The sequence below is a fragment of the Curtobacterium sp. AC273 genome, from assembly GCF_979253735.1.
Genome location: NZ_CEEDDU010000003.1, coordinates 79703 through 103087, shown reverse-complemented (window position 1 = coordinate 103087; position 23385 = coordinate 79703). Strand labels below are relative to the sequence as shown.

Sequence of the window (23385 nt, the reverse complement as noted above, 5' to 3'; positions counted from 1 at the left end):
GTCCGTTCGCTTGCCCGTCCCCGACGGGCTCGCCGGTGAGCGCGTCGACGCGGCCATCGCGAAGCTCCTCGGGTTCAGCCGGTCCTTCGCGGCCGACGTCGTCGCCGCCGGTGGCGTGCGCGTCGACGGGGTCGTCGTCGACAAGTCCGACCGGCTGCACGCCGAATCGTGGCTCGAGGTCGAGTGGACCCCGAAGGAGCCCCCGCGGATCATCCCCGTCGAGGTCCCCGGCATGACGGTCGTGCACGACGACGAGGACATCGTCGTCGTCGACAAGCCGATCGGCGTCGCGGCCCACCCGTCGCCCGGCTGGGACGGCCCCACGGTGCCCGGGGGCCTGGCCGCGGCCGGGTTCACCATCGCGACCTCCGGCGCCGCCGAGCGCGCGGGCATCGTGCACCGGCTCGACGTCGGCACCTCGGGCCTGATGGTCGTCGCGAAGACCGAGCTGGCCTACACGCACCTCAAGCGCGCCTTCAAGGAGCGCACGGTCGAGAAGGTCTACCACGCGCTCGCGCAGGGGCACCCGGACCCGACCTCCGGCACGGTCGACGCCCCCATCGGCCGGCACCCGTCGAGCGACTGGAAGTTCGCGGTCACCGCCGACGGCAAGCCGAGCGTCACGCACTACGCGACGCTCGAGGCGTTCCAGTCGGCGACCCTGCTCGAGGTCCACCTCGAGACCGGGCGCACGCACCAGATCCGCGTGCACATGGCCGCCACCAGGCACCCGCTCGTCGGCGACACCATGTACGGGGCCGACCCCGTGCTCGCCGCGGAGCTCGGGTTGACGCGGCAGTGGCTCGACGCGGTGCGGCTCGGGTTCGAGCACCCGCGCACCGGGCAGTGGGTGCAGTACGAGGCCTCGTACCCGGACGACCTGCAGCTGGCGCTGGACCGCATCCGCGCCGCGTAGGCGGGGCCGGGGCCGGCCGCCGGCGCGGCGCTGGCGAGGGCGCGCTGAGGTCGCACGATGTGCCGCCCGCGTGCCGCCGAGGCGGCACTCCGTGCGACCCCGACGACCGTCACGCGGCGTGTCGCGCGACCTCGCCACGCCCGTGACGTGACCACCTGCGGGCCGGGAGGCGCACGCCAGCCCCGCCACGCGCCTCCGGGCCGTCGTCGGGCGCGCCCACCCCGTCGAGGGAGCAGAAATCGTCGGGTCGGGTCCGAGCACCCGACGATTCCTGCTCCCTCGACGGGGCGCCGCGTCGCCGGGGACGACCTCGCGCTCGACACGCGCGAGGTTGTCCGCCGTCGCGGTTAGGCTGATGACGCCCTGCAGCAGCTTCGTCGAACCGGAGGTTCCGTGTCGGATTCCGACTCCTTCGTCCACTTGCACGTGCACAGCGAGTACTCGATGCTCGACGGTGCCGCCCGGCTCGGTGACCTCGTGGCGGAGACCGCCGCGCAGGGCATGCCCGCCGTGGCGGTGACCGACCACGGCAACATGTTCGGCGCGTTCGAGTTCTGGAAGGCCGCGAAGGCCGGTGGCGTGAAGCCGATCATCGGGACCGAGGCGTACATCACGCCGCGCACCCACCGCTCCGACAAGACCCGTGTGCGCTGGGGCGACGGCGGCGGGGACGACGTGTCCGGTGCCGGTTCGTACACGCACATGACGATGTTCGCCGAGAACACGACCGGCATGCACAACCTGTTCCGGCTGTCGTCGAAGGCGTCGCTCGAGGGCTACTACTTCAAGCCCCGCATGGACATCGAGCTCCTGCAGGAGTACCACGAGGGCATCATCGCCACGACGGGGTGCCCCTCGGGCGAGATCCAGACGCGCCTGCGCCTCGGCCAGTACGACGAAGCCGTCAAGGCCGCAGCCGACTACCGCGACATCTTCGGCAAGGAGAACTACTTCGCCGAGATCATGGACCACGGGCTCGAGATCGAGCGCCGGATCATGACCGACCTGATCCGCCTGGCGAAGGACCTCGACATCCCGCTGGTCGGCACGAACGACCTGCACTACACGCACGCGCACGACGCCAAGTCGCACGCGGCCCTGCTGTGCGTGCAGTCCGGCTCGACGCTCAACGACCCGAACCGGTTCAAGTTCGACGCCGACGAGTTCTACCTCAAGACGCCGGCGCAGATGCGGCACGTCTTCCGCGACAACCCCGAGGCCTGCGACAACACGCTGCTCATCGCCGAGCGGTGCAACGTCGAGTTCGACACCGCGGCCAACTACATGCCGAAGTTCCCCGTGCCCGATGGCGAGACGGAGCACTCCTGGTTCGAGAAGGAAGTGGCGAAGGGGCTGGAGTACCGGTACCCGGGCGGCATCACGCAGGAAGTCCAGGAGCGCGCCGACTACGAGGTCGGGATCATCAACCAGATGGGCTTCCCGGGGTACTTCCTGGTGGTCGCCGACTTCATCAACTGGTCGAAGAACAACGGCATCCGCGTCGGTCCGGGTCGTGGTTCCGGTGCCGGTTCGATGGTGGCGTACGCGATGCGCATCACCGACCTCGACCCGATCCGGCACGGCCTGATCTTCGAGCGGTTCCTCAACCCGGACCGCGTCTCCATGCCCGACTTCGACGTCGACTTCGACGACCGGCGCCGCGGTGAGGCGATCAAGTACGTCACCGAGAAGTACGGGTCCGAGCGCGTGGCGCAGATCGTCACGTACGGCACGATCAAGGCGAAGCAGGCGCTCAAGGACTCGTCCCGCGTGCTCGGCTTCCCGTTCGGCATGGGCGAGAAGCTCACCAAGGCGATGCCGCCGCCCGTGATGGGCAAGGACATCCCGCTCACCGGGATCTTCGACAAGGACCACCCGCGCTTCAAGGAAGCCGTCGACGTCCGCACGGTCGTCGAGACCGACCCCGAGGCGAAGACGGTCTTCGACACGGCGCTCGGGCTCGAAGGGCTGAAGCGCCAGTGGGGCGTGCACGCGGCCGGCGTCATCATGTCGAGCGACCCGCTGATCGACATCATCCCGGTGATGAAGCGGGAGCAGGACGGCCAGATCGTCACGCAGTTCGACTACCCGGCAGCGGAGTCGCTCGGCCTGATCAAGATGGACTTCCTGGGGCTCCGGAACCTCACGATCATCAGTGACGCCCTCGACAACATCAAGACGAACCGGGGGATCGACCTCGACCTCGAGACCATGGGGCTCGAGGACCCCGAGGCGTACGCGCTCCTGCAGCGCGGCGACACCCTGGGCGTGTTCCAGCTCGACGGTGGCCCGATGCGTGGCCTGCTCCGCCTGATGAAGCCGGACAACTTCGAGGACATCTCCGCGCTCATCGCCCTGTACCGCCCGGGGCCCATGGGCGCGAACTCGCACACGAACTACGCGCTCCGCAAGAACGGCGAGCAGCCGATCACGCCGATCCACCCGGAGCTCGAAGAGCCCCTGAAGGACATCATCGGCACGACCTACGGCCTGATCATCTACCAAGAGCAAGTGATGGCCATCGCGCAGAAGGTCGCCGGGTTCTCCCTCGGCCAAGCGGACATCCTCCGCCGCGCGATGGGAAAGAAGAAGAAGTCGGAGCTGGACAAGCAGTACGCCGGCTTCGAGAAGGGCATGCAGGACAACGGCTACTCGGCCGCTGCGATCAAGACGCTCTGGGACATCCTGCTGCCGTTCTCCGACTACGCGTTCAACAAGGCGCACTCGGCCGCGTACGGCGTGGTGTCCTTCTGGACGGCCTACCTCAAGGCGCACTACCCGGCCGAGTACATGGCCGCGCTGCTGACGTCCGTCGGCGATGCCCGCGACAAGCTCGCGCTGTACCTCAACGAGTGCCGCCGGATGGGCATCAAGGTGATGCCGCCGGACGTCAACGAGTCGATCGGCTTCTTCGCCGCCGTCGGCAACGACATCCGCTTCGGCATGGGCGCGATCCGCAACGTCGGCTTCAACGTCGTCGACGACATCGTGCAGGCCCGCACCGAGAAGGGTGCGTTCGAGTCCTTCCACGACTTCCTGCGGAAGATCCCGATCTCGTCGGCGAACAAGCGGACGGTCGAGTCGCTCATCAAGGCCGGCGCGTTCGACGAGTTCGGCGACTCCCGCCGGGCGCTCGTGGAGATCCACGAGGGCGCGGTCGAGGGCGCGGTGAAGGTGAAGCGCGACGAGGCCAACGGCAACGTCGGGTTCGACTTCGACTCGCTCTTCGCCGAGGTCGCCGAGGAACAGCCCGCAGCGGCCGCCGTGTCCCAGGTGCCCGACCGACCGGAGTGGTCGAAGCGCGACAAGCTCGCGTTCGAGCGCGACATGCTGGGGCTCTACGTCTCCGACCACCCGCTGGCGGGGCTCGAGATCGAACTCGCGAAGCACCAGTCGATCACCATCGCCGACCTGCTCACCGCCGACGACTCGATCGAGGGCGAGACCGTCACGGTCGCCGGCCTGCTGACGAGCGTGCAGCACCGCGTGGCCAAGACGAGCGGCAACCCGTACGGCATCGTCGACATCGAGGACTTCGGCGGCCAGATCGGCGTCATGTTCCTCGGCAAGACGTACCAGGAGTTCGGTCCGTCGCTGGTGGCGGACTCGATCGTGGTGCTCCGCGGCCGGGTGAACGTCCGCGACGACGGCAAGGCGCTGCACGCGGTGAGCATGTTCCAGCCGAACGTCGGCGACGCGATGGGTTCCGGCCCGCTCACGCTGAGCGTGCCCGAGCGGCAGGCGACGACGACGACCGTCACGGAGCTCGCGGCGGTGCTCAGCCGGCACAGCGGCGCGACCGAGGTGCGGCTCCGCCTGCTCAAGGACGACGTCGCGCGCACGTTCGAGCTGCCGTTCCCGGTGAACCTGACCCCCGACCTGTTCGGTGAGCTGAAGAGCCTGCTCGGCCCGCGCTGCCTGGTGTAGGACGGTACGCATGGCCGGTCACCGGATCTTCGGGACGCCCGTCGCGGCGGTCTACCCGCACTACCTGGCGAAGGTGGAGCGGAAGGGCCACACCAAGGCGGAGCTCGACACGGTCATCGAGTGGCTGACCGGCTTCGACGACCGTGCGCTCGCGCAGCACCTGGCGGACGAGACCTCGTTCGAGGACTTCTTCGCCGCCGCGCACCTCAACCCGAACGCCCCGCTGATCACCGGCGTGATCTGCGGTGTCCGGATCGAGGAGCTCGAGGACCCGCTCATGCGGCAGATCCGCTACCTCGACAAGCTTGTCGACGAGGTCGCGAAGGGGCGGCCGATGGCGAAGGTCCTGCGCACCGCGTGAGCGACGTCGACTCGGCGCCGCCGTCCGTCGGGGTCCTCCGGGCCTTCGGTGTGGGGGAGTCTGAGCCCGTCCCGCTCGCCGGTGGCCGCGGGCTGACGTGGCGCGCGGGTGACGTCGTCCTGCGCCCGCACGACGGCCCCGCGGAGACCGACTGGCGCTCCGGCGTCCTCGCCACACTCGAGCGCACCGCTGCGTTCCGCACCCCGCGTCCGGTCGCGACCGCCGACGGACACTGGCGTGCCGACCGGTGGGAGGCCTGGGAGTGGCTGCCCGCCGCCGCCGACGAGACCCGCGTCGAGGACGTCATCCAGGCCGGCGCCGCCTTCCACCGTGCGGTCGCACATCTCGACCGCCCGGCGTTCCTCGACGACGCCGACGACGCCTGGAGCCGCGCCGACCGGATGGCGTGGGGCGAGCAGCCGATGCCGCGCGACCCGACGCTCGACCGGCTCGTCGCCGCGTTCCGCCCCGTGCGGGCGCCGTCGCAGCTCGTGCACGGCGACCTGCTCGGCAACGTCCTGTTCGCCGACGGGCAGCCGCCCGCCGTCATCGACTGGCCGCCGTACTGGCGTCCGGCCGGGACGGGCGCGGCGATCGCCGCGGTGGACGCGGTCTGCTGGCACGGTGTGCCGACCTCGCGGCTCGGGTCGCTCGGCGACGGCGTCGCCGAGTGGCGGCAGCTGCTGCTCCGTGCGCTCGCGTTCCGCATCGCGACGCTGCACCTGCTGGGCGCGTGGGACGCGGACGGGGCGGCGCGGCACCGTCCCGTCGTGGACGCGCTGGTCTGAAGCCGGCTGGCTGACCGCCTGGAGGCGCGGGGCGGGGCCGCCACGTGCCTCCAGGCCGTCAGCGGGTCACATCAGGCGCCGCGGCCGGTGATCGCGCGGATGCGCGCGACGATCCGAGGGTTCCGTGCGCCGAACGTGAGCGCCGTGAGGCGGCGCATCGACACGGTCGCGCGGTGCACGAGGAGACCGGTCGCCTCGGCGATGTCTGACACGGCGTGCCAGCGGGCGCGGAGCGACGACGGATCGATGTCGGTGTCCGCCGCCATGCGGACGAGCCGGACCAGGTCGGCGCCGTCGTGCCACGAGGTGCTCTGGTTCTCGAAGCGCCGCAGGATGCGGTACAAGTGGCGGCTGAGGCGGATCGATGCGCGGAGATCATGGGGCCGTTCGATTGCGTGCTATCGCCGCAGCCGCCACCACGGCAGCTTGCGGGCCGTCGAACGCCCTTCCTCGGCGGTGGTGTTCCAGTACGCGGAGTGCTCGACGTCATGAGCATCGCGTTTGTATCGAGGCTCAGTCATGGTGAGGTGCGGTCGTTCCCAAGCGATGTCACGTCGTACGACGCGTGCTGGTACTCCGACCGCGATCACATTGTTGGGGATGCGGCCCTTCACGATGCTCCGGAACCCGATGACGGATCCATCTCCGATGTCAGCACCCGCGAGCACGATCGCAGCTTTCGCGATCCACACGTGTCTTCCGATACGGATCGACCTGGACGGATTGGCGCGCTCCGGTGCGAACGTCGAAGATGGGGTGACCGTCATCAGCGCGGATCTCATTGTCCGTCGCGATCATGCAGTCATCGCCTATGGTGATGCTCGTGCCCTCAGCGGTGGTCATCCCACACGGGTTGGTGCACGTCACGTTGTCGCCGACCTCGATGGAGCAGTCCTCGCCTATCTTCAGCCAGAAGAGCATCCGTCCTCGCGTACCCGACGACGACCCGAGGCTCACCAAGCCGTTGTCACCATCGAATTCTGCAACGAGGCGGCCGATTCGCGCTTCTCGACTCACGCGCACCACGTTGTCGCGACCGGTGAAGACGATTCGGATGTTCTTCTCGATCCGGGGCCCGTCGTATTCGACGCGGTTGCCGCGCTCGTCGGTGTAGGGCTCGAGCGCCGTCAGTGTCGCCATGTGACCATCCTACGGAAAGCGCAGTTCGAGCCCCGCGGGACAGTTCAAGGAACCGCCGCGACTGCGCTGCGTTCCTGGGAAGTGCATCGCTGCGCCATTCGATGGCTGGCTGCGGCGCCGTTGAGCTTACCGGTTCGGCGCTACAGCCCGCGGCTGGTGATTGCGCGGATGCGGGCGACGATCCGGGGGTTCCGTGCGCCGAACGTGAGCGCCGTGAGGCGGCGCATCGACACGGTCGCGCGGTGCACGAGGAGACCGGTCGCCTCGGCGATGTCCGAGACCGCGTGCCAGCGGGCGCGGAGCGACGACGGATCGATGTCGGTGTCCGCCGCCATGCGGACGAGCCGGACCAGGTCGGCGCCGTCGTGCCACGAGGTGCTCTGGTTCTCGAAGCGCCGCAGGATGCGGTCGATCGCCGAGGCGCGGTGGTTGGCGACCGCCTGCGACCAGCGGACGTCGTGCGACACCGGGTCGACGAGGATCCAGCGCGGGGCGTTGGCGTTGAGCGCCGAGAGCTGCGCGAAGGTCGTCAGGGCGCCGAGGGCCACGGCCACGTCGAAGATCTGACGCGGCCGGCCGCCCACGGCGATCGCGGCGCCGGGGAACGCCTGTCGCGCCGTCCGGATCTGCGACTTCGCGACGATGATCGTCACGACCATGTCGTCGGGCGCGGCGTCGAGGGTGCTGAGGACGCGGGCGACGACCTCGTTCGTCAGGTCGGCCGGCAGGTGCAGCGCCACACGCACGACGTCGTCGTCGGGCAGGAAAGCATCGGCGAAGACGTCGACCGCGTCGCGGTACCGGGCGAGGAAGAGAGCGATCGCTCCGCCGTAGAACGGGTAGCGCTCGAGCAGGATGCGCTCGTGCTCCAGGCGGAGCGACGGGCCCCGGTCACCGCTGAAGCTCGTGGACCCGGTGTGCAGGACCAGTGCGCGGTTCGCCAGGACCGACGTGAAGCCCTCTTCGTTGATCCGGAGGCAGAAGTCGTTCTCCTCGCCGTAGCCGGGGGAGAAGACCTCGTCGAACAGGCCGAAGCGGTCGACCATCTCGCGGCGGATCAGGAAGCAGAAGCCCATCGCCACGGGCGAGACGGTGTGGCGGGGGAGCAGGTACTTCGTCCGACCGTGGAGCTCACGGGTGCGGCGCGGCGCGAGGGTCGCGCGCGGGTTCCGGCGTGCGTAGGGGAAGGACGCGATCGTCGCGTTGTCGCTGCGTGCGCAGACCACGCCGATCGCATCGTCCGAGGCCAGGACGGCGGTCATCTCGTCGAGGAAGCCGGACATGGGCACCGTGTCGCTGTTGAGCAGCAGGACGTCGTTGCCGGTCCGGTCGAGTTCGAGGACGGCGCGGTTGCAGTTGCCGACGAAGCCGAGGTTCTTCGGGTTGCGGGTGTACTCGAAGCCCTCGTGGTCACCGACGAGCTCGAGCACGCGTGCCTCGATGGCGTCGACGCGCGGGCCGACGTCGTTGGCGAGCAGGACCCGGTCGACGGAGAAGTCGACCGTCTCGAGCAGCGCCTCGATGCAGCGCTCGAGTCCCGGGAGGTCGTCGTAGATCGGGACGACGATCGTGACCGCACGACGGTCGCGGGTCACCGGCGAGCCAGCTTCCGGACCACGACTCCGGGGCGGGCCAGCAGACGGCCGACGGCGCCGGACCGCGAGCGGACGCGGTTCGCGAGGAGTCCGACGGCAGCGCGTGCGCTCGTCGCGCCGAGCGAGGCGTAGGCGCCGGGGAGCTCGAACCAGTACCGCGCTGCCTGGGGAGGCGGTAGCCCTCCGTGCCCACCAGCGCGACCAGCCGTGCGATGGCTGCCGCGTTGTCGTGGCCGGCACCCGTGACGGCGGCGAGCCGTTCCGGAGCAGCCGCGCCGTGCCTCCTGGCCGTGTCCGGGTCGGCCGCGTACGCGGCGAGGGCATCGGCGAGGGCCGCGGTGTCGTCCGCGTCCACCAGGGTGCCGGTGACACCGGGCTCGACGAGTTCCGCGCTGCCGCCCTGGCGGGTGGCGACCACGGCCTTGCCGAGTGCCATGTACTCGGCGGTCGTCCGGCCGAACGCCTCGATCGTCGAGGGGGTGACGCAGACGTCCGCTGCCTGGACGAACGGCGCGGGCACGTGCTGTTCGCCCGCGAAGACGATGTGGTCGGCGACGCCGAGCGCACGGGCGCGGTCGGTCAGCCGCTGGTCCTCGCCCGGGTGCTTCCAGCTGCCGACGAAGCAGACGCTCGCGGTGACGCCGCGCTCACGCAGGGCACCGAGGGCGTCGACGACGCGGTGCTGGCCCTTGGACTCCTCGACCCGGCCGAGGACCGTGATCCGGAGACCCGGCTCGGGCTGCGGGAAGGGGGTGACGGAAGGTGTGTCGTCCTTCGTCGCCAGGAGCCGGTCCGTGTCGACGGTCGGGTAGGCGACGGAGAGCTTGTCCGCGGGCATGTACTGCGCCAGGTGCGCGCGCATCGCCTCGGAGTTCGTGATGACCGCACCGGACATGAGGCCGATGTCGCCGAGGACGCCGGCTCGGCCGGTCTGGAACTGCAGGCCGTGGTCGAGGTCGCCGTACTCGCGGACGAACCACGCCTGTGGGATGCCGAGGACGGCAGCGGCGAACGAGGCCCACGGGGCGACGAGCGTGTTCGTCACGACGAGGTCCGGGCGTTCGCGCTCGTACCTGCGGATGATCGCGTTCACGGCGGCGTAGTCGACCGTGGCGAAGGCGGCCCGCTCGGCGGCCGGTGCGGGCTGCGGACTGGGGAGTGCCCACCCGCGGAAGCGCAGGGCATCGTAGGACCAGCCGCGCTCGTCGAGGGCTTCGATGAACTTGCCCCGCGGCGCCTTCGTGATGAAGGTCGGGGTCATCGTCGGGTCCTGTGCCTGCCAGTCCTCCACGAAGCGCAGGAGAGACCGCTCAGCCCCACCGAGGTTCACCGGTGCGGTGGAGTGGTTGGCGAAACTGACGAGCACCGTGCAACTCTACAAAGGTTTGGCCGAGTCTTCTTCATCTCGTCACCCGTTTCCGGTCCGTGTCACCGCGCCGGACGTGCGTTCTGCAACGGGTGTGCGAGAATGTCTCGTCCCCGAATCCCTGTGAGGAGCGCCGCGTTGCGCCCCGGAGGAGCCAGCACTCGAAGCATGACGTACCTGAACGAGCTCATGTCCTCGCGCGAGCTGCTGGCGAACCTCACAGCGCGAGAGGTCAAGGGCAAGTACCGCCGCACGGTCTTCGGCCAGCTGTGGTCCCTCATCAACCCGCTCGCGACGATGCTGATCTACACGATCGTGTACTCGTTCATCTTCCGGGCACGGCTCGAGGTCGGCGACCCCAGTGGGCTCCACATCTACCCGCTGTGGCTGATGTGCGGACTGCTGCCGTGGATCTTCGCGCGGAACGTCATCAACTCAGGCATGACCTCGATCGTCGCCAACGGGTCGCTGATCAAGAAGGTCTACTTCCCGCGCATGACGCTGCCGCTCGCCGCGGTCGGCTCGTTCGGTTTCACCTGGCTGGTCGAGATGGGCGTGCTGCTCATCGTCCTGGCCATCGCCGGCTCGAACTTCTGGATCTACCTGCCCCTCATCGCGCTCACGATGGTGTTCCTCGCGATGTTCGCCGCCGGCCTCGGGCTGATGTTGTCGATCATCAACGTGCACTTCCGCGACATGCAGCACCTGGTGGGCATCGCCCTGCAGATGTGGATGTACCTGTCGCCGATCATCTACCCGCTCTCGCTCGTGGAGAACGCCGCGAACAAGTCCGGGCACCCGTGGATCATCCACGTCTACAAGCTCAACCCCATCGAGCGGTTCTCCGAGGTCTTCCGCAACCTCATGTACGACAACCGCCTCCCGAACTGGACCGACCTGGTCGCGTGCGCCATCGCTGGATTCGCTTCGCTCGCACTCGGCTACTTCGTGTTCTCCCGCAACGAGAAGAAGCTGGCCGAACTGCTGTGACCGAAGCCGCCGTTACCGTCGAACACGTCTCGAAGCGTTTCCGCATGTACAAGGAGCGGAACGACTCGCTGAAGAGCATGGTCATGCGCGGGAAGAAGTCCGTGCACGAGGACTTCTGGGCGCTCAAGGACGTCTCGTTCGAGGTGCCGCAGGGCACCACGTTCGGCCTGATCGGCAAGAACGGATCGGGCAAGTCGACGCTGCTGAAGTGCCTCGCCAAGATTCTCTGGCCGGAAGAGGGATCGATCACCGCCCGCGGCAAGCAGGCCTCGCTGCTCGAGGTCGGGTCCGGGTTCCACCCCGAGCTCTCCGGCCGCGAGAACGTCTTCCTGAACGGCTCGATCCTCGGGATGAGCCGCAAGGAGGTCACCCGGAAGTTCGACGAGATCGTGTCGTTCTCCGGCGTCGGCCACTTCATCGACCAGCCCGTGAAGAACTACTCGTCGGGCATGTACGTGCGCCTCGGCTTCTCGGTCGCGGTCGCCGTCACCCCTGATGTCCTCGTCGTCGACGAGGTCCTGGCGGTCGGTGACGCCACGTTCCAGAAGCGCTGCCGGACGAAGTTCAAGGAGATGAAGGAGGAGGGCCGCACGGTCATCCTCGTCTCCCACTCGATGAGCACCGTCAAGGACATGTGCGATGACGTCGCATGGCTCAACGAGGGCGAATTGAAGATGATCGGCAAGACGGACGACGTCGTCAAGGCGTACAACGAGACCGTCTGAGCCCACCGCTCGGATCGACTGAGACCCGAGCACCGAGTTCCGCCCCTTCCCCCTCCCGGAAAGTGATGCCCGCGATCGTGCCCCTATTCTCCATCGTCTCGGCGATCTACAACGTGGCCGAGTACCTCCCGCAGTTCCTCCAGTCGATCGAGAATCAAACACTGTCGCCTCAGCAGATCCAGGTGGTCTTGGTCGACGACGGGTCAACGGACGCGTCATTGTCGCTGGTTCGTCAGTGGGCGGAGAACAGCCGTTGCGACGTGGTCGTCCTCGAGAAGGAGAACGGCGGCCAGGCATCCGCGAGGAACCTCGGGCTGGACCACGCCGCCGGGGAGTGGGTTTCGTTCGTCGACCCCGATGACCACCTGGCCGAAGACTACTTCGAGCAGATCGACAGGTTCATGCAGTCGATCGACCTCGAGGACATCGGGATGGTTGCCACGCGTTTGCTCGTCCACGATGAAGCCGCGGACGAGATCGTCGACCGTCACCCGATGAGCAAGAAGTTCCAGAACGGCGACCGGGTCACCTCCCTCGTCCGCTCACCTGACGTGCTCCAACTCCATCTGTCGAGCGCCGTCGTCCGTCGGTCGGCCATAGAGGCTTCGCAGCTTCGGTTCGACGAGCGGGTCCGTCCGGTCTTCGAGGACGTGCACTTCATCGGACAGCTGATGCTGACGAATCGGTACGACAAGTTCGGCTTGGCCGCCGGCGCGGAGTACTACTACCGGGTCCGAGCGGACAACAGCTCGACGCTTCAGGGCGCCTACCGGGACCCGCGAAAGTACACGGCCGTCCCGCGTTTCGGGTGGTTGGACCTTCTCCGTCGGGCGAAGGACGAACTCGGGCTCGTCCCGAGCTGGATCCAGTACACGGTCATCTACGACTTGGCTTGGATCGTCAAGGAGAACCAGACGATCTACTCGGAGTCGTCCGCAATGGACGATGGTGTGCTGGAGGAATTCAACACACTGCTCCTCGAAGTCGGTCGGTTCATCGACGTCGACAACGTGTACCGCTTCCGGACGTTCCATCTCCGCCCGTTCCAGCGGCGCGCGATCATCGCCTGTCTGGGGCTCGCAACAGCAGGTTGGGAGAGCATCCACGTCTCCCGCTTCGATCGTGAGAAGAACATGGTCGAGGTGCGCTACGCGTTCTTCGGGCAACAGCCCGTCGAGGAGTTCTACACGGGCGATACCCCGGTTTCGCCCATCCACCAGAAGGTGCAGGAGTTCACCTACTTCAACCGCCACGTCTTCTCGCACCGCGTCGTGTGGTTGCGCATTGACGACGGCGACGTCCGCGTGCGACTGGACGGTGCGATCACGACGCCGACCCTTGGATGGGACACGTTCCTCGAGGGCCGCTCTCGGTCGGCGAGATCGAGCACTACTTCGCCTGGCGCACCGAGAAGCGGGCCGCCTGGCACGAGAAGCGCAAGGAGCAGGTCCCGGCTCCACGGCGAGTCGTCCAGCGAGGCGCACGACGCGCGGTCCGGGATTTGGTTTCCGCCGAGCGAGCGGTTGCTCGCTCGCAACTGCAGATCCTGCGCGACGGCGCGGAGGGCGCCCGACGTCTCCCCACCTGGATCCGCAACCGGTACATCACCACGCCGAAGGCAGCGGCGACCGCAGTAACCGCGACCCCTCCTGTTGGTGGGACTCCGCGCGACTGGTCGCGCCCTGTGTGGGTGCTCGTGAATCGATTCGACCAAGCCGGGGACAACGCCGAGCACCTCTACCGATTTCTCCTGGAGGAGCGGCCGGAGATCGACGCATGGTTCGTGCTCGAGGAGGGCGCGGCGGAGTGGTCAAAGCTCCAGGCGGAGGGATTCCAACTTGTCGACCCCACGACTCCGCTGTTCGTGGAGGTCATGCGCCGAGCCAGGCACTACATCTCCTCGCAAGCGGACCACTCGATCATGCATCCGGTCGACACGAAGGTGGCAGGTCCGGAGAACTGGCGGTTCACGTTCTTGCAGCACGGGACGATGAACAGTGACATCAGTCGATGGCTGAACTACAAGGAGTTCGACATCTTCGTCACCTCGACGCGATCGGAGTACGAGGCGGTAGCTGGAGACGGGCCCTACTCGTTCTCGTCCCACGAGGTGAAACTGACCGGCGCGCCCCGACATGACGGCCTCCTGCGGAAGGTCGCAGCCCTGCCAGTTGATCACCGACCCGTCGTCATGATCATGCCGACGTGGCGAGGAGAGCTCCGGACCGCGCTGACGAACGAGCCCGACACCTCCAAGCATCAGAAGATGATCGAAGAGACCGAGTACATGCGGTCGTGGATGGGACTGCTCGAGAGCGACACCGTCGCGGGTATGGTGGCTGACCCGTCACTCGACGTGGTCTTCGTCCCGCACCCAATGCTCGAGCAGTTCATCGACGCTTCGATGATCCCAGACGGCATGCTTTTCCGGCGGTACTCGGAGATCGACAACCAGGAGTACATGGCGCGGGCCCGACTCGTCGTCACCGACTACTCGTCGATCACGTTCGACGCTGCGTTGATCAAGAAGCCGATCGTCTACTTCCAATTCGACCGGGCGTCGGTGTTCGCGAGCGGACACACCTACCGACCCGGCTACTTCGACTATGGCCGCGACGGGTTCGGCGAGGTTGCCGAGACACTCGCCGACGCCGAGGCTGCGATCAACCGTGTCCGGGAAAACGCGTTCCGCATGTCCGACGAGTACCTCCGCAGGGTCCAGGGCACCTTCGGTGACCGGGATGCACGGAGCAGCGAGCGCGTGTACCGTCACATCGCTGCGATCGACCTCGATTACGAGGCAGCGCGCGAGATGTTGGAGGGTGCTTCGTTGTGAGCGGACCCGTCGACAAGCAGCGGCGCGCGCGAGAGCTCTCCGTCGTCGTGCCAGTCCATCGGGCGGACCACCTCGACGAACTCTTGGCGTCACTCCTGGGACAGGCAGTCGACGCCGAGATCGTCATCGTGGTCGACGGTGTGCTGAGCGACGTTCTCGCAGTGACGGAACAATGGAGAACTCACGACGGAATCGACGTCATCGAGCTCGCTGAGTCCGGCGGCGCCGGACGCGCACGCAACATCGGGCTTGACGCGTGCACGGGGACGTACGTCGCCTTCGCAGACGCCGACGACATCGTCCCTGCGGGCGCCTACCGACGCTTGCTGGACGTCCTTCGGAGCAGCGGCGACGACATCGCTTCGGGTGCGGCCGACCAGTTCCGCGAAGACGGCACCGAGCTCAGGTACTGGACGACGGACGGTGACCTTCATTCGTCGGAGCGGACGAACCTCACGCTCGCCGTGGAGCCGGCGTTGGTCGGCGATCACACTCCCTGGAACAAGGTCTTCCGGCGGAGTTTCCTCGATGCCGGCCGCGTGCGATTCCCGGAAGGGACGACGTCCGAGGATCTCGGGTTCTGGGCGACCGCTGTGGCCTCGGCGTCGGTCTCTGTCGTCCCGGAAGTCGTGTACAGACACCGTCGACACAAGGGGTCCGTGACGGCTGGGATCATGGAGCGGACCGCGGTGCGCGACTGGGGACGACAGCTCGACCTCGCGTCCGGCCTCTACGCGGCCACTGGATCGAGCGCGGTCGTCCATGCCTTCTCGGAACGCTTGCTGAGGAGAGAGGTCTGGACACGCGTCAGGCGGCTGTCCGAACTCGACCAAGACACGAAGGCGATCCTCGCGTCGGTCGTTCAGGCCGCGCTCATGCGAGCGCCCGCCACGGTCACAGACACGCTCGGGGTACTGCGTTCCTGGTCGTACGAACTCTTGTGCGCAGGGGAGAGCAAGTCCGTCGAGGCGCTGTTGAGCATGGCGACGGGCACTTGTACTCGCCCAGGCTGGGACGAGTGGAACGAGTCGGATGCTGTCGGGCGGGTGCTCGACGGCGATCGGCAGGAGCGAACTGTCGCGTTCTGGCGGGAAACCATGTTCTTCCCGCTCCTTCGCGATGTTGAATCCGGCGACGTGAGCGAGCCTCCGACATCGACACTGGCCTTCCTCCGGGCTGAAGAGGTCGGTACCTGCAACGAGCATGAGGAACAGGTCCTTGCAGCACTCGAGAGGGGAACAACGGAGGCTGTCGCGGTGATGCGTCAGTTGCGGGGTGTCCGGGCGACGATCAGCATTCGTCGATGGTTCGGCCTGGTCTGGCTGGCACCCGTCGTTCTCTCCGACGTACCGGACCCGTTCCGCCTCTCGGCCGCTCCGGAACTCGCTGGTGTTCGCACCTGGCATTCATTGCCGGTTCGAATCGTCCGCGCCGACCGGACGGATCTTCTCCGGGTCTCCCTGCTTCAGGCAGGCCGACCGGTGATGTCCGTCCGCCCTCGGTTGATCGAGCATCGGGGGAGCTGACATGACGTCGCCGCTGTTGAGTGTCGTGGTACCGACCCATAACGTCCTGCCCTGGATCGACCAGATGCTCGATTCACTGTTCTCTCAGGACGTCGACCTCGAGGTCGTCGTCGTCGACGACGACTCAACGGACGGAACCTGGGAGCTCCTCTGCGAACGCGCTGCGACCGAACCGCGACTCGTCGTCCAGGAAGCCGAGGACTCGGGAGGGGCGCACGCGAGGAACCAGGGCGTCCGCTCTGCGCGCGGAACGTACCTCGCCTTCGCTGACGGCGATGATCTGGTTCCGCGGGGCGCCTACGCAGCGATGGTCGACTCGCTCGCCTCGTCCGGTTCCGACATGGCCGTCGGCGACTACCTGAAGTTCAGCGCATCCCGCACGTGGCGTCCTACTGCTCGCTGGCCGGACTACCAGCGAGCTCGACGCGGGGTACCTCTCACGGATGTCCCGAGTCTGATCCGCGGCCGTGCTTGCTGGAACCGTGTCTTCCGCACTGCGTTCTGGGTCGCACACGGGCTCGAGTTCCCCGGAGGTCCCGAGGTCCAACGACATTGAGCCGATGACTCGGGCGTTGCTCTCCGCAGACGCGATCGACGTCGTCGAGGACGTGGTTTACCTGTACCGCGATCGCCCCGGCCATACGTCGATGAGTTACTCGGCGGGTGCGGACCGATCTGCGCAGAGCTACTTCGAGCAGGAGGCAGCCTGCGCCCGGCTGGTGGCTGCCGCGGAGGCGCCGGCGCTCGAAGAGGTCTACTCAGCGCTCGTGTTCGACTCCGACACCTGGGTGCACGTCAGCCGCTACCTTAGCCAGCTGCCGGGACCGGGACAGATGCCGTCGGGGGTCGAGCTCGCGCTCGAGGAACTCATGGCAGCGGTGCCGCGGACGTCCTTGAACAACGCAGCTGCTCACCGGCGTGCGTTGTTCCTCCTGCTCGAGACGGGAAAGTCCGAGCTGGCATTCCGGTTCAACGAAGTGACGGGGGTCCACGGGGTGGGCGGTCCGGAAGGGTTGAGTACCTGGACGGAGGTCACCTCGGCGTTGGGGGCGACGACGACCGACCTGGACCTAGCGAAGTTCGTGCAGGACGGGTTCCTGACCCAACTGGTCGATCACGCACGGAGCGCCTCGGATGACGAGCTGAGGGAAGCGTCCCACATCACCGGTAGGGATGGTGTCATTGAGCGCTTGCTGCGGCGAGCGGTGATCGAGTCCTCAGTCATCCGGGCGATGGCCCAAGCAGTCCTCCGCTCCGACGTGGCCGCGATCCGCCGAGTGTCCGAGGTGCAGTCACATTCCCCACTCATCGTCGATGAGATCCACCCCCGACGCCGCACACTCGTCGTAGCGGGGAGCATGCCGTCGGCGGTCGCTTCGGCGGCGGTGCAATTCACGGCGCTGGACCAGAACGACGGAGCTGAGACCGCGCTGACCCACCGCCTCACCTCTCCGACGCGGTTCGAGACAAGTGTTCCCGCGAACAGACTCTCCTGCGGTCGACACGAATTGCGTGCAAAAGTCCGAGTTGATGATCAGATCGTCGTCGAGGTACCCGTCGCAACTGCTCGGATGCCGATCCTGACGCAGGACTCGACCTACGCGCTTCAGGCGTTGAGCGATCGGAGGAGATCCTGGCGTTTGATCGTCGAGCGCCGTGGTCCATTGACAAAACGGATCCTCAGTACGCTGGTGAACCGGACCCGAAGCACGATGGACGCTCGTCGCCGGTAGTTCCTGCGCCCGGCAGATCGAGCTTGCTCAGCCCGCTCTCGTCGCTCGGAACGTCCGCTCGATCTCCTTGATGAGGATCGGCGCGAGGGTCTTACTGTATGTCGCGGTGATGTGGTGCTCGTCGCGGTAGACAATCACCCCGCCGATCACGGCGGGGCACTCCGTCGCGCTACAGAAGTACTGTGCCGTGTCGATCACCGGAACATCGTCTGACTTTGCTGCCTCGGCAACGTTGTCGGCACCGCCGAGTCCGGTGCGGATGGGCACCTCGCACTTTGTCGGGTCGGTCACGTCGCTGTCTTGCCCGGTGACACAGCTCAACGTCGCAGCGGTGATTTGCGGGTTATCGCGGATCGCGATCACCTCGGTGCCGCTCGCTCTCGCTCGGTCCCAAACGCGTTCCATTGCTGCCTGTACCTGCGAGGCGTTCTTCGCGGCCGGGATCTGTCGATGCGCAGTCGTCAGGATCACGTCGTACTTCCCGTTGAGCAGCGCTGTGTCGAGCTTCGTCAGGTAGGCGCGGTCTGCTCCTTCGGCGCTCTGCGGCTCCCGCCAGTAGCCACCCCATCCCACGTACACATCCAGGCGCCAGTTCTCCTTCTGGACGAGATCGCGGAAACCCGGAACGAGCATCGCGGCGTGCGAGTCGCCGGTGAGGGCGACTCGGAGGGCGTCCGGTTGATCGGAGCCGAACGAGCACCGGTGGAGTTCGCTGGCGCCCTGCACGCGGTAGCACTTGAACGCTTCGTCGGTGTCGTCGAAGACCGCCGCCGGATCCGGGAGGAGCGTCGTCGTGGTCGAACCCCGGCATTCGCTGCTCGTCATTGCTCCCGCTCCGAAGCACCGATCACTCCTCGCTGCTTGAACCGCAGCTGCGCTGTCATCAGTCAGGCTGGCGACGTACAGGAGGCCAGCTGCCGGGAGCGCTGCAACGACGAGCATGCCGGCCAGACCACTGACGAACACTCGCCTCACGCGTACGCGGCGCTTCCTCCGTTCGTTCGTCGCGCCCGCTGGCGCGGACCAGGGGCGGGTCCTGAACGCGTCCTCCACCCAACGCTTGGTGAGGGCGGCCGCGACGGTCGAGACGACCAAGATCGCTATCTTGGTGCGTAGCCCCAGCGGATGGCCGACGGCGTATGGGGCGATGACGATCATCGGCCAGTGCCAGAGGTACATCGAGTAGGACCAGTTCCCCACCAACTGCACCGGACGGAACGTGACCAGCGGCGTGGGCGACCAGTCTTCCGGCTGCGTGCCTGCGACGATCACCATGAGCGCTCCCGCGACCGGGAGCAGAGCCGTCGCGCTGGGGAACGGTGTGGTGCCGGTGTAGGTGAGCAGGGCTGAACCGATCAGCGCCCAGCCGATCCACGCGGTGATCGCCCGGTTCCGAGACGTCCAGTTGAGGACGTTTGGAGCGGCGATCGCTACGAGTGCGCCTGCTGCGAACTCCCACGCTCGGACGTAGGTCGCGAAGTACGCCAGTGAGGGCGCGGTCACCGTCAGGACCACAGATGCCACGAGCGAACCGAGGAACACCACGGAGAGGGTCCCGAGCACGTACCGCTTCGTTCGGATCCGGTCGTTGCTGCGTCCTACGAAGAGCATGACGCCCGCGATGAGGACTGGCCAGACCAGGTAGAACTGTTCTTCGACGCCGAGTGACCAGAAGTGCTGGACGGGAGTGGCCACGTTCTCCGCGGCGAGGTAGTCCACTGACTGCGCGGCGAGAACCCAGTTCTCCGCGTAGACCACCGCTCCCAAGACCGCCGTGAAGAACTGTCCCCAGAGCGCGCGGGGTACTACAAGGAGGACCGCCGCACTGGTGACGAGGAGGACGAGCAGCGAGGCCGGGAGCAGCCGTCGCACCCGGCGCGCCCAGAAGCTGGGGACGTCGATCCGGCCGGACCGCCGCGCTTCCCGCATCAGGTGATCCGTGATGAGGAATCCCGAGATCGCGAAGAAAACGTCGACTCCCACGAAGCCCCCGGGAAGGCGGTTCGGCCAAAGGTGGTAGAGGACGACCGATAGGACGGCAACTGCCCGGAGGGCCTGTATCTCTGATCGGACTCCTCGGGTGTTCTGCACCCAAGGACACTACCAATCCTCGGGATCGTGCAGCGCCGTCCTCCGTAGTGGGGACTGCGCAGGGTTGAGCGGTTTCGTTACGGTGAGCCGGTGCGCGTCCGACGTTTCCTTCTCCCGATGATCATGGCCGCGGCCTGCCTGGTCGCGAATCTGACCGGAGTCGCGGCGCCGGCCACCGCGGCCGAGCCCTCCGGCCGCGTTCCTCGGAACGACGACCCTCGCGAAGCCAGTTGCGGGTGGGCGGACGATCTTCGTCGCCGGCGACGGTTCGGACACGTACCAGAAGTGGAACCGGATGTACTGCCTCACCGACCCGGTGAAGTACCCCGAGCCGTGCCCGGCACCGACGGCTTCCGCGCCGCTGCGGACGATCCAGACGGCGGTCCGCGTCGCTCGCCCTGGTGATGTCATCGCGGTGGGTGCTGGGACGTACAACGAGGCGATCGGCTGGGCAGCCCGATCGGCAACCGCGGCGAAGCCGATCGTCCTCCAAGCCATGCCTGGGGCACGGGTCGTGGTGGCAGGCACGTTGATCATGAAGTCCGCGAACTACTGGACGATCCGTGGACTGCACTTTGCGTACAACGCGTCAATCCAGAAGTCTGGCCAGTCGGTCGTCCTGATGTCGGGTGGGACCGGCTGGCGCTTCGAACGCAACGAGATCTCGGGCTCGCGCGGTGTTGCGAACCTCCTCGTGAACGCGGCTGGTTCTGCGTCGACCGCACAGCAGCTGAAAGCGGCTGCGCCAAACAACTACACCATCGCGTCGAACTGCATCCACGACAACCGGGGCGCGGATGCTCATGGCACCGACCACAACATCTACCTCATGTCGTCTATCTACTCCACCGGAGGCGTCATAGAACGGAACCTGATCGCCGGCGCACCTCGGGGCGCCAACATCAAGGCGGCGGGGCCAAGCTCAGCTGCCGCGTCGGCGAGTCCGCGCAACGTGGTCATCCGGAACAACACGCTGCTCGCTGCGGCGTCCGGGGTGACGATCGGATTGGCCGCTCAGAACATCTCAGTCGAGCGCAACATCATCGCGGTGCCGCAAGGTTCGCAGAAGTACGACGGAGCGGTGAAGACTTACCAGCTCGCGGCACCGACGAAGAACGCGGTGAAGGATTCGCTGCTGAGCGGGTACGCGAAATCGATCAACGAGGACTACGGCCAGAAAGCGCCGATCTTCAACAAGCGGAACGACGTCTCGACGAAGTTCTCCTACGTCGGTTCGGTGTCCGGTTGCACCGCGCGGGCATCCTCAGCGACGATCGCTGCGAAGTACGGGCAGTTCGCGGGCTGACGCGATCACGTTCCACCGACGGGTCGGCCGCCGACGCGCATTGCGTCGAGGTCGTCCGCCCATCGGTTCGAGACGGCAAACGGATCGCGGCGTCGGGCGTAGTCGAGGGCTGCATCCCGAAGACTGACGCTGCTGTCCTGGGTGCTGATCGTGTCAGCGAGGGAACGACTGTCGCCGGGTTCGTAGAAGTTCACCCACGCCTCCGACGTGAACTCCTCGCGGAGGTGCGGTTCGCCCGGAACGATCACCGGCACGCCGAAAGTCGCTGCGAGGTTGATGCTCCCCGAATTCAGGATCTGTTCGTAGGGGAAGACCGCAAGGTCTGCGGCTGCGAACCAGGACGGGACGTCCTCGTCGGAGATGTAGTTGTGCTGCCGGATGATCGCGGTGTTCGACGGCATCAGGGACTCGAGCTGCGCGCGATCATCATCGGACGTACGTCCAGCGAGCAGGAGGTGCACCGGCTCAGCCGCGGTCTGATTCACTTCGGCGACCGCGCGGAGCAGCGTGCCGAGCCCCTTGTACGGCCGCATCTGCCCGAAGAAGAGGACCGCTCGGCCAGTGCGGGGTACGCCGAGCGCTGACCGTGCTGTCTGCTGTGAGGGCGGAGCTGTGTACATTCCGCGGTAGCTCGGATGCGGGACAGGCACGAGCTTTTCCGTGGGCAATCGGTACAGCGAGTCCGTGAGCCGTGCGGTGGCGGGTGACATCACGTGCACCCAGTGCGCTGACTCGGCGAGGAACTTGCACAGGAGCAGCTCCTGCTCGTGCCACCGCGCATCATGGGGAAGCACATTGTGGATCGTCCAGACGATGGTGACGTCGCGTTCATGGGCCGCGTCGAGGGCACTTTCGAAGCGCCGTCGGCGGAGCGCTGCTTCCTCTTCGGACTCGGCACGCTGCACGACCGGAGCAGTCCACTGCATGTGGAAGATGTCTCCGGCATGCAGGTTCCGGAGGATGCTCTCGGCACCTTCGAGCGTCGACGTCTCCCGCGGGTCGTAGCCTCGGGCGCGAGCTGCCAGGTAAAGCATGTTGAGGTACGGGTTGTCGCGGTACACCGGAAAGAGTCCGACCCGCGCGATCGACTTCATCGGGGTGCTCGATCGGGTTCGGACGGTTGGTGACGAGCAAGCATGTGCACATCGTAGGCGAATTGGTCCAGTCGGCCCGAGGAGCGACCACACTGGAGAACGGTGCGACGTCAGTCGAGCGTGGTCACGATGAACTCGGCCTCGTGCAGGACCGAGCAGAACGCCAGGCCCTCGTGGTCGAGCGCATCGCGCTTCCGGATGACTGCGCCGCACACTGCGCACTTGGTCGTGAAGGTCGACCGCATTGCATCAGAGAGGAGCGACATACGGAGATCCTGCGCCGCGAAGGTTAACAGCGAGCCGCGCTTGCCCCGGAAGACGGTGAACGTGCCCGAAGAATCGGCCTCAGAGACGACAGACGCTCGGGTCCGGGTTCGGACGTCAGGCGGGTGCCCAACGACGGTCAGCGGCCGTCACAGCGCCCGCACGACCCCCTCGGCCCCGTCCTCCGCCGCCACGACCACCGCGAAGTCCCCGTCGGCCACCGACTGCCCCTCGGCCAGCCACACGATGTTCCGCGCCCCCGGCTGCGGCACGAAGGACGAACCCCCGGCCGGGGGAGACCCCGCGCCGACGACCAGCACGGTCACCTCGTCGAGCCCGCTCGACTGCCGGTACCAGGACGTCGGCACGTCGACCTGCACGACGTGCCCGGCGCCCTCGAGCGCCGCGACGACCGCCGTCACGTCCTCGACCCGCGATCCGTCGTGCTTGACGGCGACCCGGAACCCGACGGCCCCTTCCTCGCGGACGACGATCGGTCGCGACGACCGCACCATCACGGCGTGCCCCTTCGGCAGTCCCGGCTCGACGCCGAGGTACCGCAGGCCGGCGGCGTCGTACTGGTCGAGCGCGTCGGCTGCGGGGTAGCGCCCGCGCCAGCGCTCGTCGAAGATCCGGCGGTTGTCGACCCGGGCGTCGTCCCGACCGGGCGTCCGGCTCTCGTGGTGCACGACGACGGAGGTCGGCACGACGACGAAGGTCGACCCTG

The 23385-nt window shown here is 67.1% G+C and carries 21 protein-coding genes; 12 read left to right on the top strand and 9 right to left on the bottom strand.

All coding sequences use genetic code 11. The features are described 5' to 3' along the window. The first annotated feature begins 10 nt into the window (after positions 1–10). From ACZ8AI_RS05150 to ACZ8AI_RS05135, 4 genes are all read left to right on the top strand, one after another. On the top strand, positions 11–916 hold the full coding sequence (locus ACZ8AI_RS05150) for an RluA family pseudouridine synthase (RefSeq protein WP_464857030.1): 906 nt from the start codon (positions 11–13) through the stop codon (positions 914–916). Positions 917–1360: 444 nt separating this feature from the next. Beyond that, positions 1361–4843, top strand: a complete 3483-nt coding sequence (gene dnaE / locus ACZ8AI_RS05145; RefSeq protein ID WP_464857204.1) for a DNA polymerase III subunit alpha — start codon at positions 1361–1363, stop codon at positions 4841–4843. A 10-nt stretch (positions 4844–4853) separates the two neighbouring features. Beyond that, positions 4854–5204, top strand: coding sequence for a DUF2200 domain-containing protein (locus tag ACZ8AI_RS05140; protein ID WP_464857028.1), 351 nt, complete (start codon positions 4854–4856; stop codon positions 5202–5204). Next, positions 5201–5992, top strand: coding sequence for a hypothetical protein (locus tag ACZ8AI_RS05135; RefSeq protein ID WP_464857026.1), 792 nt, complete (start codon positions 5201–5203; stop codon positions 5990–5992). The genes ACZ8AI_RS05140 and ACZ8AI_RS05135 overlap by 4 nt, the downstream gene beginning before the upstream one ends. Positions 5993–6063: 71 nt before the next feature. Here the strand turns inward: ACZ8AI_RS05135 and ACZ8AI_RS05130 are convergent, their stop codons facing one another. The 5 genes from ACZ8AI_RS05130 to ACZ8AI_RS05110 all read right to left on the bottom strand — a co-directional run bounded on the left by ACZ8AI_RS05130 (position 6064) and on the right by ACZ8AI_RS05110 (position 10093). Beyond that, positions 6064–6336 (bottom strand): hypothetical protein, encoded by a 273-nt coding sequence (locus ACZ8AI_RS05130; RefSeq protein ID WP_464857024.1) that lies wholly within the window; start codon positions 6334–6336, stop codon positions 6064–6066. 54 nt (positions 6337–6390) lie between these two features. Then, the gene (locus ACZ8AI_RS05125) at positions 6391–6513 is read right to left on the bottom strand and encodes a hypothetical protein (RefSeq protein ID WP_464857022.1); all 123 of its coding nucleotides are present in this window, start codon (positions 6511–6513) and stop codon (positions 6391–6393) included. Between the two features lie 130 nt (positions 6514–6643). Further along, complete coding sequence (locus ACZ8AI_RS05120; protein WP_464857019.1) at positions 6644–7132, bottom strand: LbetaH domain-containing protein; 489 nt, start codon at positions 7130–7132, stop codon at positions 6644–6646. A gap of 140 nt (positions 7133–7272) precedes the next feature. After that, positions 7273–8646, bottom strand: coding sequence for a glycosyltransferase family 2 protein (locus tag ACZ8AI_RS05115; RefSeq protein WP_464857202.1), 1374 nt, complete (start codon positions 8644–8646; stop codon positions 7273–7275). Further along, positions 8543–10093, bottom strand: a complete 1551-nt coding sequence (locus ACZ8AI_RS05110; protein WP_464857017.1) for a glycosyltransferase family 4 protein — start codon at positions 10091–10093, stop codon at positions 8543–8545. Before ACZ8AI_RS05110 ends, ACZ8AI_RS05115 begins: the two co-directional genes overlap by 104 nt. A gap of 168 nt (positions 10094–10261) precedes the next feature. Between ACZ8AI_RS05110 and ACZ8AI_RS05105 the strand changes: the two genes are divergently transcribed. From ACZ8AI_RS05105 to ACZ8AI_RS05075, 7 genes are all read left to right on the top strand, one after another. Next, positions 10262–11083: an ABC transporter permease gene (locus ACZ8AI_RS05105; RefSeq protein WP_071292832.1), complete on the top strand. Its 822-nt coding sequence runs from the start codon at positions 10262–10264 to the stop codon at positions 11081–11083. Positions 11084–11127: 44 nt separating this feature from the next. Next, entirely contained in the window at positions 11128–11808 is a 681-nt protein-coding gene (locus ACZ8AI_RS05100; protein ID WP_464857015.1) for an ABC transporter ATP-binding protein, read from the top strand. Positions 11809–11873: 65 nt separating this feature from the next. After that, entirely contained in the window at positions 11874–13445 is a 1572-nt protein-coding gene (locus ACZ8AI_RS05095) for a glycosyltransferase family 2 protein (protein ID WP_464857013.1), read from the top strand. A 47-nt stretch (positions 13446–13492) separates the two neighbouring features. After that, complete coding sequence (locus ACZ8AI_RS05090) at positions 13493–14644, top strand: CDP-glycerol glycerophosphotransferase family protein (RefSeq protein ID WP_464857011.1); 1152 nt, start codon at positions 13493–13495, stop codon at positions 14642–14644. Next, positions 14641–16170 carry a glycosyltransferase family 2 protein gene (locus ACZ8AI_RS05085; RefSeq protein WP_464857009.1) on the top strand — a complete coding sequence of 510 codons (1530 nt, stop codon included), beginning with the start codon at positions 14641–14643 and terminating at the stop codon, positions 16168–16170. The genes ACZ8AI_RS05090 and ACZ8AI_RS05085 overlap by 4 nt, the downstream gene beginning before the upstream one ends. Position 16171: 1 nt before the next feature. After that, positions 16172–16726, top strand: coding sequence for a glycosyltransferase family 2 protein (locus ACZ8AI_RS05080; protein WP_464857007.1), 555 nt, complete (start codon positions 16172–16174; stop codon positions 16724–16726). Positions 16727–16730: 4 nt separating this feature from the next. Continuing rightward, complete coding sequence (locus ACZ8AI_RS05075) at positions 16731–17903, top strand: hypothetical protein (protein ID WP_464857005.1); 1173 nt, start codon at positions 16731–16733, stop codon at positions 17901–17903. Positions 17904–17930: 27 nt separating this feature from the next. Here ACZ8AI_RS05075 and ACZ8AI_RS05070 read toward each other — a convergent pair whose 3' ends face one another. Beyond that, the gene (locus ACZ8AI_RS05070) at positions 17931–19994 is read right to left on the bottom strand and encodes an acyltransferase family protein (protein ID WP_464857003.1); all 2064 of its coding nucleotides are present in this window, start codon (positions 19992–19994) and stop codon (positions 17931–17933) included. Positions 19995–20310: 316 nt separating this feature from the next. Between ACZ8AI_RS05070 and ACZ8AI_RS05065 the strand changes: the two genes are divergently transcribed. Next, positions 20311–21300, top strand: a complete 990-nt coding sequence (locus ACZ8AI_RS05065; protein WP_464857001.1) for a chondroitinase-B domain-containing protein — start codon at positions 20311–20313, stop codon at positions 21298–21300. 5 nt (positions 21301–21305) lie between these two features. Here the strand turns inward: ACZ8AI_RS05065 and ACZ8AI_RS05060 are convergent, their stop codons facing one another. The 3 genes from ACZ8AI_RS05060 to ACZ8AI_RS05050 form a co-directional block, all read right to left on the bottom strand. Beyond that, entirely contained in the window at positions 21306–22394 is a 1089-nt protein-coding gene (locus ACZ8AI_RS05060; RefSeq protein WP_464856999.1) for a glycosyltransferase, read from the bottom strand. A gap of 110 nt (positions 22395–22504) precedes the next feature. Beyond that, on the bottom strand, positions 22505–22660 hold the full coding sequence (locus ACZ8AI_RS05055) for a hypothetical protein (RefSeq protein WP_175477535.1): 156 nt from the start codon (positions 22658–22660) through the stop codon (positions 22505–22507). 147 nt (positions 22661–22807) lie between these two features. Continuing rightward, positions 22808–23365, bottom strand: coding sequence for a hypothetical protein (locus ACZ8AI_RS05050; RefSeq protein ID WP_464856997.1), 558 nt, complete (start codon positions 23363–23365; stop codon positions 22808–22810). Positions 23366–23385: the final 20 nt, after the last annotated feature.